9 protein-coding genes are annotated in these 13,015 nt (G+C 51.1%); 3 read left to right on the forward strand and 6 right to left on the reverse strand.

Going from position 1 to position 13,015, the window contains the following annotated elements; all coding sequences use genetic code 11:
- Window positions 1–47: 47 nt before the first annotated feature.
- Window positions 48–1,730: a DUF4214 domain-containing protein gene (locus O4H47_RS14080; protein WP_269394638.1), complete on the forward strand. Its 1,683-nt coding sequence runs from the start codon at window positions 48–50 to the stop codon at window positions 1,728–1,730.
- 59 nt (window positions 1,731–1,789) lie between these two features.
- On the opposite strand, the gene O4H47_RS14085 is transcribed toward O4H47_RS14080, so the two are convergent.
- Entirely contained in the window at window positions 1,790–2,962 is a 1,173-nt protein-coding gene (locus tag O4H47_RS14085; RefSeq protein WP_269394639.1) for a hypothetical protein, read from the reverse strand.
- A gap of 222 nt (window positions 2,963–3,184) precedes the next feature.
- Between O4H47_RS14085 and O4H47_RS14090 the strand changes: the two genes are divergently transcribed.
- Window positions 3,185–3,865 carry a YczE/YyaS/YitT family protein gene (locus O4H47_RS14090; RefSeq protein WP_269394640.1) on the forward strand — a complete coding sequence of 227 codons (681 nt, stop codon included), beginning with the start codon at window positions 3,185–3,187 and terminating at the stop codon, window positions 3,863–3,865.
- Window positions 3,866–3,897: 32 nt separating this feature from the next.
- On the opposite strand, the gene O4H47_RS14095 is transcribed toward O4H47_RS14090, so the two are convergent.
- The 5 genes from O4H47_RS14095 to O4H47_RS14115 form a co-directional block, all read right to left on the reverse strand.
- Window positions 3,898–4,821 (reverse strand): ABC transporter ATP-binding protein, encoded by a 924-nt coding sequence (locus O4H47_RS14095; protein ID WP_269394641.1) that lies wholly within the window; start codon window positions 4,819–4,821, stop codon window positions 3,898–3,900.
- Window positions 4,822–5,628 carry an ABC transporter ATP-binding protein gene (locus O4H47_RS14100; RefSeq protein ID WP_269394642.1) on the reverse strand — a complete coding sequence of 269 codons (807 nt, stop codon included), beginning with the start codon at window positions 5,626–5,628 and terminating at the stop codon, window positions 4,822–4,824.
- Window positions 5,625–6,539, reverse strand: a complete 915-nt coding sequence (locus tag O4H47_RS14105; RefSeq protein ID WP_269394643.1) for an ABC transporter permease — start codon at window positions 6,537–6,539, stop codon at window positions 5,625–5,627. The genes O4H47_RS14100 and O4H47_RS14105 overlap by 4 nt, the downstream gene beginning before the upstream one ends.
- Before the next feature lie 3 nt (window positions 6,540–6,542).
- On the reverse strand, window positions 6,543–7,520 hold the full coding sequence (locus tag O4H47_RS14110) for an ABC transporter permease (protein ID WP_269394644.1): 978 nt from the start codon (window positions 7,518–7,520) through the stop codon (window positions 6,543–6,545).
- Between the two features lie 105 nt (window positions 7,521–7,625).
- Entirely contained in the window at window positions 7,626–9,278 is a 1,653-nt protein-coding gene (locus tag O4H47_RS14115) for an ABC transporter substrate-binding protein (protein WP_269394645.1), read from the reverse strand.
- Between the two features lie 292 nt (window positions 9,279–9,570).
- Between O4H47_RS14115 and O4H47_RS14120 the strand changes: the two genes are divergently transcribed.
- Entirely contained in the window at window positions 9,571–12,930 is a 3,360-nt protein-coding gene (locus O4H47_RS14120) for a response regulator (protein ID WP_269394646.1), read from the forward strand.
- Window positions 12,931–13,015: the final 85 nt, after the last annotated feature.

The raw sequence follows: 13,015 nt of genomic DNA on the forward strand, positions 1-13,015 counted from the left end.
GATTTTGAGGAACCTTTCATCCCAAATGCCGTTAGGGGAGGAAACACATGGCATTTCCGACAGCGACCGAACAATATATGCTGGAGCTTATCAACAAAGCTCGGAGCGACCCGAATGCAGAAGCGGCGCGCTTGGGTATTGACCTCAACAAGGATTTGACCCCCGGAACGATCAACGGAAATGCGAAAGCACCTTTGGCATTTAGTACGTTTTTGAATGTCTCTGCTGACAAGCATTCAGTATCGATGATCAACGACAATTACTTTAGTCACACAGGAAGCGACGGAACCTCACCCACCAACCGGATGTTTGCTGCAGGGTGGACCAGCTCGAACGGTGGATACAGTACTGGTGAGAATATTGCCGGGGCGTTCGGTTCGATTTACGGATATAACGCTTTCACAATGGGTGTTCATCATGACGGACTTTTCAAGTCGTCGGGCCACCGTAAAAATCTGATGTCCGAAACATTTTCCGAAATTGGTATTGGTCAATTTGTTGGCGCCTATAGTGATGCTCAAATCAGTGTAAATACCGCTTCAATGGTTACACAAAACTTTGCTCATGGCGGGCGAACGTTTTTAACTGGCGTGGTGATCAATGATGCGGATGGCGACAATTTTTATGACATTGGTGAGGGACAAGGGGCGGTTAGCGTAAAGGCGGTGGGCGCCAACGGCACTTTTTCGACCATGACCTGGGATGCGGGTGGCTACAGTCTGCAGGTGCAAGCAGGCACTTACGAACTTGAGTTTAGCGGCGGTGGTTTAAACGGTACCATCAAAAAAACAGTGACCGTGGGCGCGGCTAATGTGAAAGTTGATGCGCGTACCGCCGAAGCAGTTGTTGATGGCAATAAAACCATCAACGGAAATGCAAGTTCTGAAGTGCTTTTGGGGGGTGAGGGGAACGATACCATCACCGGTGCTGGTGGCAACGACACAATTAATGGTGGTGCTGGTGTGGACACGGCCAAATATGCCGGTGCAGCGACGCAATTCTCTTTAACAATAACCAAAGGTGCGGCGACCACAGTGCAGGACCGTAAAGGCACTGAAGGTGTGGACAGCCTGACAGGTATTGAGAATATTGATTTTTTGACGGGCACCAAAGACGTCAATTTGGATGCGCTTGATGGGGTGGTCAATGTTTCCGCTGCGGATCTGACCGTTTTCATTGAGATGTATATTGCCTATTTCAACCGCGCACCGGATGCTGAAGGTCTGTTCTATTGGGGAACCCGTTTGAGCGAGGGTATGCAGCTGAGCCAAATTGCCAAAAGCTTTTTTGTTCAACCTGAAACGGTGGCGCTTTATCCTGATCCAAATGATACGACTGGGTTTGTGACTGCGGTTTACAACAATTTCCTTGGCCGTGCGCCAGACACCTCAGGGTTTAACTATTGGGTGAGTGAACTGAATTCGGGTTCTGTTTCTCGCGATGTCTTTATGCTGGCGATTATTAATGGCGCCAAAGCTGCAACGGGCAACCCAAATGATGTTGATTACATCACAGGCAAGGCCAAGATTGGCACTTATTTCTCCGTAATCAAAGGGATGGGCGACAAAGGCAACGCTAAATCTGCCATGGCTTTGTACGATGGCAGTGATGCAGGACTAGCTGCGGCGAAAAACGCTGTGGACGCTCAATATACAGCTGCGCTTGACCCGAATAGCGGTGAGCTTCTGATCAATCTTGTTGGCGTTATGGACGATCCGTTTACAATTTAAGAGAGTACGCCGCCCTGTGGGGCGGCGCTTCTGATTTCATTGGGTTTTAACCAGCTGCTCTATGCCAGCCGATCAACCTCGGCGGCCACGTCTTCGTGGAACTGTTTGTTGATCGTGCGGCCAACATAGGCGAACAGGATGCCGCCTAAGCCGATAAAGCCGATTAACAGGCCGATCAGCCAACCAATGAAGGGGATGAGCCCCAGGATGAAGGCAAGGATGATGCCGGCGACCATGGCAATGGCGCGTTTGGCCAATGTGTCACCTTCAAAGCCAAAGGCTTCAAGCACCCTTGCGGCAAGGAACCATGCACCTGCGATATAGCCCAAAAACACAGACACGATCATCATAACAATAGCGACTGGGATCAGTGGGATTCCGATGAGGGTTACGCCCAAAACTGGAATGAGACCGATGAACATGGCTACGCCCAACATGCCAAAGAAGATGGATTTGAACGGTTTGGCGATGGCCACTTCATAAGCGATTTGGCTGCGTTTGGGAAATAGTGCCAACCAGATTATGCCAACGATGGGCAAGATCAACAGCAACAGCATGGCAGACACCCATGCGATCAGCAAGCCTTGGGTGGTTTGTTTGGCCACATCGCCCATACCGGACACCATTTCTGGCTGGGTGATTTTTTCAATGGTGACCCGGTCGGCCGAAGCGACAGAGGCGGGCACTTTGATGTCGTCTCGTGTGGAGCGAATGGTTAGGGCGCCATCAACTTTCGCCCCCTCGCCAAAACTTATCCGGTCACCAGAAAAGCTGACGTCGCCTTTAACATTTGCATTGAGGTCAAAACGTGCAGCGCCGATCAAAACCGAACCTAAAACGGGGGCATTGATGGTCACGTCCGCGCCCGCTGCGCGCACATTACCGCCCACTTCACCGTCAATCCGAACGCTTGAGCCGGACGAGGTAACGTCTTTGGCCGTTGCGCCATTGATGCGAACCATATTGCCAAAGGCATAGGTGTTGCCCATGACGTCGCCATCCACGATAACTTCAAAGCCTGCGGCATGCACATCGCCGTTTACGGTGGCGCTAACGGTGGGTTTGTAGCCTGTGGCAAAAACATCATTGGCTACAGTATTTGTAATTTCGGGGCTTTCAGCGCCGATATAAATATCACCGCCGAAATCTAGTCGTTCTTCTTTGGATTCTTGGGCAAGTATTGGGGTGATCAATATTGCCAGAAATGCCAGTATTAAGGAGGTAAATCGCATGATCGTCTTCCCTGTTTTTTAAAGAGTGCAAATTTAAGACTAATCATGGTGCGGCCAAGCGCCTTGATCAAGATCAGGATGGTAAATAAATCCCTAATTGATGTCTTGTACTTTAGGTTATCAGTTGCATCATCAAAGCAATTGCTGGTTTCGCCAAAGGTTGAAAAGCTGTAACAAGCATAGCAGAACGATAAGCATCAACCTTCCGCGGGAACATTTCCAATGCGCATGAATCTGAAGTTTCTTTCCGTGAAGGAAGTCCCACGGCTTTTTTGGAGTGCGCCCAAAGCCCTAACGTTTCGGCCGCCAGCCATTTCTTTGGCTTTTTTGGTTGTTGGATTATTTCTGTTCGGGCTTGGTGAAGCACTTATTATTGCTGGGGCTGTTGGGCTTAGCCCATGGACGGTTTTTGCGGAGGGTGTAACCAAAATCACCGGTTGGGATATTGGGCTCGCCAGTTTTGTCATCAGCGTTGGTGTGCTGATTTGTTGGATTCCACTAAAGCAAAGCCCGGGCATTGGCACCTTGTTGAATGCGATCATTATCTCGCTGGTGCTTAGTTTTGTGCTGCCGCATTTGCCAACCTTCGACAATATTTTTCTAAAGGTATCGGAGGCCGTGTTTGGCTTGTTGGTCACAGGCTTTGGTGGAGCGCTTTATTTGATCGCCAATTTGGGGCCGGGCCCGCGCGACGGATTGATGACCGGTTTGCAAAGGATCACCAACTTGCCCATTGCCTGGGTACGTAGCGGCATTGAACTTGGGGTGATTGCAATTGGCTGGAGTTTGGGCGGTGGTGTTGGCTTTGGTACCGTCATGTTTGCTTTGGGCATTGGCCCATCGGTTGCGTTGAGTATGTACGCGCTTATGCAAATTTTTGGCCGTGCTAAGGTTCCATCCTAAATTCACGGCCGGCAGAAGAATGTGCAAACGCGCTAACTTCTCATCATGCGCCCTTCGCCGATGCTGGCCAAGGGCGCTGTGCTGGCTGCCGTGGCTTTTCGCACTTCATCAGCGAAGTTTGAAAAGTCTTTGGCATGTTCAAAATTCGCGTCAATTTTTGTTTTGGCGCTGGGGACTGAGGAAAGCAACAGCTTTGAATAAGCGTGTTGTGGATCACGCACGATTTGGTCGGACGGGCCATATTCAACGATGCGGCCGCCAAACATAACGGCTGTGTTTTCCGTTAGATAGTGGGCCGTTGCGAGATCGTGGGTGATATAAAGAAACGTGATGCCGCGCTCGTCTTTTAAGCGTTTCATTAGGTTCAAAATAGAGCGGCGGATGGACACGTCAAGCATCGAGGTTGGTTCATCCGCGATGATCAATTCAGCCCCCACGGCCAAAGCACGGGCCAAGTTGATGCGTTGGCGCTGACCGCCGGAAAGCTCGTGCGGGTATTTTTCTAACGTGGCTGCTGGGTCCAGCTCAACATCGGTCAAAGTGCGGTGCAGTTCGTCTTCTAGCGTGGAATCTGCTGGCACGCGCTTGTGTAGTTTTAGGGGCCGTTCAAGGTGGTGGCGCACGGTGTGCGTGGGGTTCAGCGAAGCGAATGGGTCTTGGAAGACCATTTGCACTTTGCGGGCGGTTTCACGCTTTTCTTTCGAGGTGTGCGCTGTGGCGATGGGTTTGCCTTCAACGCAGATTTTTCCGCTGTCGATTTGGAACATGCCCGCCACGGCGCGGCCACAAGTTGATTTGCCTGATCCGCTTTCGCCGACCAGCGCGAGGGCTTGGCCTTTTTGTAGCGAGAAGGAAATATCTTGCAGTGCTTTAACCTGTTTGGTGGGGCCAAACATGGTTTTAAGCGTGTAGGTCTTATGGACCTGATCGAGGGTTAGAAATGCTGGTGCTGACATTTACGCCACTCCCTTTGTATCATCAAAACTGGGCATCGCTTCCCATAGTTTCTTGGTGTAGTCGTGCTGCGGGTTATTGACGATTTCTTGTGTGTCGTTCACCTCAACAATTTCGCCTTCCAGCATGATGGCAATTCGATCGGCGAACTGGGCCATGAGGGCCAGGTCGTGCGTGATGAAGAGGATTGAAAATCCGAATTTGGCTTGCAAACCAGCGATTTCCTGCAAAATTTCACGTTGCACCACCACATCAAGCGCCGTGGTTGGTTCGTCCATGATGATCATTTGCGGCTCAAGAATGAGGGCATTGGCCAGCACCACCCGTTGGCGCATGCCGCCAGATAGTTGATGTGGGAAATCGTCCAAACGGGCAGGGTCAATGCCCACAAGCCCCATCAGTTCGATTGCACGGGCGCGCGCTTCGGCCGTAGATTTACCTGTGTGGCGGTGGTAGACGTCCCGGAATTGCTCAAAGATGGTGAGCACAGGATTGAGTGCATTCATGGCGCTTTGAAACACCAAAGAAACCTTGCTCCAACGCCATTGGTTCAGTGTCTCTTCGTCAAAGGCCAACACATCTTCACCGTCTACGGTGATTGAGCCACCAGAAATGAATGCGGGGGGACGGTGCAGGCGCATCAAAGCATAGGCAATGGTTGATTTCCCGCAGCCGCTTTCGCCGGCAAGGCCGAGCACCTCGCCTTTGTTGATGTGTAGATCGACGGTTTTGACCGCGCGGAATGGGCCGTCCAACGTCATGTAATCAACCTCAAGGCCTTTAACGTCTAGGAACCGATCTTCACTCATGAGGTGGCCCCTTTTGCGTTCTTGTAGTTCTGGTCGAATTTCTTTTGCGCTTTCACGGCTTTGTTGATGGCGCCTAGGGTGCGCAGGCGTGGGTTGGACATTTCGTCGATGCCAAAGTTGAGCAGCGACAAGCCAACACCAATCACCACAATGGCCATGCAAGGGGCAAAGACTTCCCACCATGCGCCAACCGCGATGGCGGACGAGGTTTGTGCGTTATAAAGCATTGTGCCCCAAGAGACGGCGAGCGGATCACCAAGGCCTAAGAATTCAAGCGTTGCTTCGGTGATGATGGTGTAAACCACCGAACCGATGAAATTAAAGCCGATGATCGACAAAAGGTTTGGCATCAATTCAACACAAATGATGCGCCAGCTGGGTTCGCCGATTTGCTCGGATGCTTCAATGAAGTCGCGTTTGCGCAGGGTCAGGGTTTGAGCGCGGGTCACCCTTGCCCCCCACGCCCAAGACGTGAGGCCGATAATCATGGCGATCATAAAGGGATCGGATTGCCCAATGAAGGCGGCAAGCACCAACAAAAGCGGCAGTTGGGGGATGACCAAGGCTATGTTGGTGATGAAGTTGAGCGTTTCATCAATCCAGCCCCCGAAATAGCCAGCGGTGACGCCGATCAGGGTGCCAATGACCGTGACGATCAGCCCGGCGGCAAAACCGACGATCAGCGAGGTGCGGGTGCCCCACACAAATTGGGTGTAGACGTCGCGGCCCATGCGGGTTGAACCCATGGAATGCTCAACAGTTGGCGCTTGGTGGGGGCGGGCGACGCGTTTGAGCGGATCGTGACTGGTGATCAGCGGCGCGGCCAAGGCAATGCCGATATAGGCCAGAACGATCAACATGCCGGCGGTGGCTTTTTTGTTGCGCAGAATAATCGAGAAGAATTTGAGCATGGTTTAAGCCTTCCGCAGCCGTGGATCGAGGAAGATATAGATGAAGTCGATGAGCAGATTTGCGGTCAGCATGGCCAAGGTCATGATGATCAATTGGCCTTGGATCAGCGGATAGTCACGCGCGATAATGCCTTGAAACAAGAGATTGCCAAGGCCGGGATAGTTGAACACGATTTCAATAATCAGCGACCCACCCATGACAGAGCCCAGACTAAGCGCAAATGCGGTCATTGAAGGCAAAAGCGCATTGCGAGCGGCGTAATTGTAGCGCACGCGGCTGTCTGTTAGGCCCTTCGCGTGGCCCATAACCACATGTTCTTCTCCCAGCTGCCCAATCATATTATTGCGCATGGTGATCAAGTAGCCCCCGAGCGACACAAAGGCGAGGGTGCCGACGGGCATGATGGCGTGATAGGCGATTGAGCCGAAATAGGACCAGGTCCAACCCGGATCAAGCGCTGGCGCATAGGCGTATCCCGTGGGGAGCCATTGCAGCACAAGGCCGAAAACGTAAAGCGTTGTAATGGCGACCACAAGGGCTGGCACAGATTGCACCGCAAGCGCGGAAGGGGACACCAAACTGTCGAACCAGCTGCCCCGTTTCCACGCGGCATAAACGCCCAACATGGAGCCAATGCAAAAGGCCAAAATGACGGAGGTGCCAGCTAGGAACAGGGTCCAGGGCAAGGCCATCATCAAGACGTCGAGAACGGTGAGCGGGTAGTACTTGATGGAGATGCCAAAATCCCAAGAAAAGACGGACTTTAGATAGATGAAATACTCTTCGTACAGCGGACGTTCCACAAAGCCGAACGTTTCAGCGAGCGCTTTTTTCGCTTCAGGTGGCAATGTATTGCCTGCATTGGCGAACATAATGTCGATGGGGTTGCCGGGCATCAGGCGGGGCAACATGAAGTTGATAGATGCGGCCACCAAAAAGGCAACGATGTAAAAGAGAATGCGACGCAGAATAAAAGACATATGTTCACCCAAGATTTAGAGAATGGGCGACGCTATGCTGTGCGCCGCCCACCTGTTCATGCTTTCAACCGGGAGGGACTAAGCCCTCAAGGCTAGTGTCAGGATCTAGCTTTTGGGCTTTATTGAAAGCAGGTGCAGAATACGTTCTGGGTTGCCATCGTGTACGGTTGGTACAGCTTGGTCGTTGTCGGCAGAGAAGAAGCCTTCAAAACGTTTCGTTGAATATTGGTACCAATATGGGTTGTTGAACACAGCAACGTGCGGCATATCTTTTGACAAAATCATTTGCACGTCGTTCATGATGGCACGCTGTTCGGCTTCATCAGATGTTTTGAAGAAGCTATCAAGCAACCCGTCCAACTCTTCATTGGTGTAACCAGTTACTGAGAAGCGGCTTGAGCCCACTTTTGACGAATGGAACGTATCGAACGCCATGTGTGGTGTAACGCCGACAACCAAAGCGTTGATACCGGCTTGGTAGCTGCCATCAAGCAAGCTTTGTGTCCATGCAGCAGCTTCAGGGGTTGCAACACGCGCATTCACGCCGGCTTCATGCAGCCCTTCAACAGCCAATTGCACGGTGTTCACCCAGTCAGTCCAGCCGTTTGGCACGATCAGATCAAACGAGATTTGTTTGCCTGATGGTGTTTCAACAAAACCGTCACCATCGGTATCTTTGTAGCCAGCTTCTGCCAACAATGCTGCTGCAGCTTCTACATTATATTCGGTGAACTTGCCATATTGTGCATCAGCTTCTGGATTGTTCCAAGCGTGGTAACCACGGCCAAGACCAGATGGATATTGGTTGATTGTTGGGTAACCGTAACCTGCAATATCAACCATTGCTTGGCGATCCATTGACATGGAGAACGCGCGACGGAAATTAACGTCGTTAAAGGCTTCTTTGTTGCCCTCTTCGGTTGCATTCATGTTCATGTTGAAAATGACCAACGAGCCACCAGGGAACCAGTATTTGTGGTTTTCTGGGTCTTTTGCAACGTAGGTTTTTTCAATGTCGGGCAGGAATGAGCCAAACCAATCCAACTCGCCTTTTGCGGCTGCTGTTAGGGCTTGGTCGTTGTTGGCGATTTGTGGGAAGCGCATGCAGTCAACTGCAAGATCGTCATTCTGGAAATAGAACGGGTTGCGACACTGCACATATTCTTGCGGTGTAAAGCGACGGATTTCTGTAAGCGGACCAGAACCAACCGGGTTCAAGTTCAAGCTGCTCACAGGATCTTCAATTGATGACCAAATGTGTTCAGGCACCGTGTGCAAACGTGCCACATCAAAGATCAGGCCAGTGCTTGCTTCTTTGTAGTTCACTTTGACAGAGGTGGCGTCGACTTTTTCAACACTATCCAATTTTTCCCAAATCGCACGAACGTCGAGCGCTGGGTGTTCTTTGATCAGGTTGAAGGTGAATACCACATCGTCAGCGTCAAGCGCTTCGCCGTCCGACCATTTTAGGCCATCGCGAAGCTTGAACGTTACTGACTTAAGATCGTCAGAATATTCAAAGCTTTCTGCCAAACGGTATTCAGCGCGGCCACCTTGGATGCGGTTGAAGACAACGAGTTGCTCGTACATGAAGTCACGTACAGAGCGCAAAACAGTTGTTTGGTTGAATGGGTTGTAGTTTTCGATGTGCGCCGTAGTTTGGTGCGGCACGGCTGTCAAAATCGCTTCGGCTTGAGCACCTGCTGTTGTCAGCATAAGCGCAGACGCAATTGCGGGCAAAATCATGCTAGAACGCATGGGGTTTCCTCCTAAAAATATTCCTCATAATCTGCAACATCATTGATTGCGCTGCAAATCCCTCGTTCCGGATCGGTGCCAAAAATGAAACTTGACCTGGCCATCAATACCGGAAATCCTATACAGAACCAATTTAATACCTAGAGTCACTTCAACGGTTCTGAAAAATGTGCCGTAAAATCGTCAAAAGTGATGGTTGTCTTGTTATTGGGATAGAGAACAAGAGACGAAGTTGGGCAAAGTTTGGCTGGGACAAAAAGGGCGCTTTGGCGTTGTTTTGAGGGAGTATTAGGTGAATTATTTCGGCATCGACATTCTGGCGCCCAAAGGTTTGCATGCGCGCCTTTTACTGGCCTTTGCAGGCATATCGTTGATCCCCTTGCTTATCGTCAGCGCGACTTTCTTCTACGTGCTAATCCGCAATGTTGAAGGGGAAAATTTTGCCAAACTTGAATTTGTAAACGAAGCAAAACGTTCCGAGATCAGGCAATATATTCAGTTCGCTTCACGCCAAGCCGACAGCCTGAGCCAGACCAATATTGTGCGCTATTCAATTGGCGAATTTTACGGTTTTAGCTACGGGTTTCGCGAAATATCTACCGAGCCAGAAGAAGCTGCACGGATATTGCGCGGCGCGTTTGGAATCGGCGCCGGTGAAAATGCCATCAGTCGTGACGATCTAATCAGTTCTGCGTTGATTTACGACAATATGCATACTCAGTTCCACGGCGAATATGAGGCTTTTTTGGCCTCCTCAGAATATGACAATCTTTATCTCGTGAATAATGGTGGCCGCATTGTCTATTCGGTTGAAAAAGACAATTACCTTGCGACCAGCATATCCGGGGCGGTGTCCAATTCGCCTTTGGCAAAGGTTGCCCATGAGGTGTTGAACGGGGAAACTGATCAAGGCATCGTTTTTGGCGATTTTGAACATGACCCCGTGACTGGTGAGTTTGTTGCCTATGTGGCGGTTAAGGTGCGGTTTTATTCACGCCCGAGCGGGGCCGTGATCTTCCGGCTGCAAACGGATGGAATTGAGCGGATCGTGCAATCTGAAACGCGAGAGGCGGGGCAAATCTATTTGTTGTCCTCGCGTCGGCAGGTGCTGAGCCAGCCCTTGGATGGCATATATGCGATTGGGGAAAGACCGGCGATTGATCGAGCGACATTACCAAATTCGGGGACCGCGAAAATTGACCGGGGTCTTTCGAGCAGTGCGGCTTTGGCGGCCTTTGGGGATGTGCCCGTGTTCGATGCGAACTGGCTATTAGTGAGTGAAGTGCCGTCGGCCCAAGCTTACTCAACGGCCAATACTCTAATTGGGACTGTGACAACCATTGCCCTTTTGGCGATCCCCATATTGTTTTTGATTGCGGCGCGGCTGGCACGCAGTGCCACCAATCCAATTTTGCGGATCACAAACACCGCTGAAGCGATTGCGGCAGGGGACCTTAATCGCTCGATGCCACGGATTGAGAAGCCAATCGAGTTGAAACGGTTAGCGGACAGCTTTGGCCGCATGCGCGATGCCGTGCGCGAACAGCTTAGCCAAATCAATGCCAACGTTGAGGCGATTGGCGAAAAAAACGCGCAGCTTGAAGAAGCTGACCGGATGAAGGACACGTTTTTGGCCAATACTAGCCACGAGTTGCGCACCCCTCTGAATGGCATTGTTGGTATATCCGAAACCTTGTCCGCTGGTGTGGCTGGGGACTTGAGCGAGCGACAGCGCAGCCAGTTGCAGCTTATAACGTTTAGTGCGCGAAAACTGTCGCGCTTGGTTGATGACCTGCTCGACCTTTATCGTATTCGGCAAGGGCGAATGCGGCTGGATATGCACCCGGTTGATGTGGCAACAAGTGTGCGCAATGTTTTGCAGCTGTCTGAGCCTTTGTTGCAGGGCGAACCGGTTACCTTGCGGGTGGATATTGAAAAGGATACGCCGTTGGTGATGGCTGACCCGGTGCGGCTTGAGCAGATTTTGCACAACCTTGTTGGCAACGCGATCAAATATACTGAAGCTGGCTCCATCCGCATTTTTGCAGAGGCAAAAGACGACTGGGTGGATATTTCAATTGTTGATACCGGCGTTGGCATTTCGCAAGAAGATTTGGGCCGCATGTTCCAGCCGCTGGAGCAGGCCGATGATGGGGTCGATACGGCACGCAAAACTGGAGGCACTGGGTTAGGGCTGACCATTGCGCGCCAGCTGGCGACCATACTTGGTGGACGGTTAACTGCCACAAGTGCATTGGGTGAAGGGTCCAATTTTTCACTGAGGTTGCGGTCTGCCACGCAACAAGATTTTGAACATGAAGGCGTGCCCGTGGTGGCGGGATTAGAAGATGGATATCATGAAACGCTAAACAGTTTGGACAATCTGGCCCTGACTTATGAAGCGCCCAAGAAAAAGGGTGCGCCGGACATTTTGGTGGTGGATGACGAACCCATTAATTTGCAAGTTTTACGCAATGTTTTACTGCCCCAAGGATTTGGCGTTCGCACTGCAGACAGCGGCAAAGCCGCGCTTGAGATGATTGAAGCCGCGCAACCACAGTTGATTATTCTGGATGTAATGATGCCCGATTTGAGTGGGCTTGAAGTGGCGCGACGATTGCGTGAACGGTTTGACCGGTTGGAACTGCCCATTATTATGGTCACGGCACGTAGTCGAACGCGCGATATTATTGCAGGGCTTGAAGCAGGGGCAAACGATTATGTGGTGAAACCGTTCGTCAAGGACGAACTGCTGGCCCGGATCAGTACGCTTTTGGAAGCGCAAAAAGCGCGCCAAGCAACGGCAGAAAACGCGAAATTGCACAATGAAATGCAGCGTCGCATTCAGGTGGAAGATGCATTGCGTTTGTCACAAAACCGAATGGCTGGGTTGTTGGATACGCTCAATGTTGGTCTTTGGTGTGTAGATGAAAGTGGGCGTTTGACCTATGCGAACCGATTTGCGCTCAATTGGATTGGCACCGATGTTGAAGGCGTAGATATTTCATCGCGCATGCCAGCGGGATTCTTTCACTCCCTACTTGAGGACTGCAATGCTAACGGGCAGGCGGAGCCCAGAACCCTTTCAATGGCTGGCGTTGGTGAGGTCACGGTTTTTGCGTTTGAAATGGACCAAGAAGCCGGTGGCGGGTTGAGTTTGGTTTTGGTTCCAGAACAGAGCAACGAGACTGGTTCGAAAACGGCCGATATTGCAGCACTGCAAAAAGCACTGGAAACAATTGAAGTGCCAATGGCTTCTGTGCCGCCAAGACTGTCCATGGTTTCAGCAGTTGATGATCAACCCGACCGCGTTCACTATCGCAAAACCACAGTTCGTTTAATGAAAAGCGTGCTTTGTGTGTGGCAAGACCATACGAAATCCAACAAGTTTGAATTTGCGGAAAAAAGCGGGATTTGGCGTGTTCATTTGGATCGTTCTTCGCTGCAAACGCGAACGCTTGATAAGTACTTCAGTGTTGAAACCTTGCCAACTCATCCGCGTTGGCGTGATGTTGTGGCAAGTGCTGAATATGTGCTCGAGCACTGCGCGGACTACGAGGACCAAGCGGAATTAGACAAGTTGAATGACTTGCGACAGGAGTTTGTGCAATTGGTGCGCGATGGCGCTGCAAAGTGGGGCGATAAGTCTTAGCCTTGCACTGTTCAATATTTTTTGGTGCCAGATGTTCCTAAATGTCGCAGCTGCTATGCGTCCTTGACCTTCCAATTACTGTAAG

Origin of the sequence: Maritalea porphyrae, from assembly GCF_027213965.1 — a bacterium.
GTDB classification, from domain to species: domain Bacteria; phylum Pseudomonadota; class Alphaproteobacteria; order Rhizobiales; family Devosiaceae; genus Maritalea; species Maritalea porphyrae_A.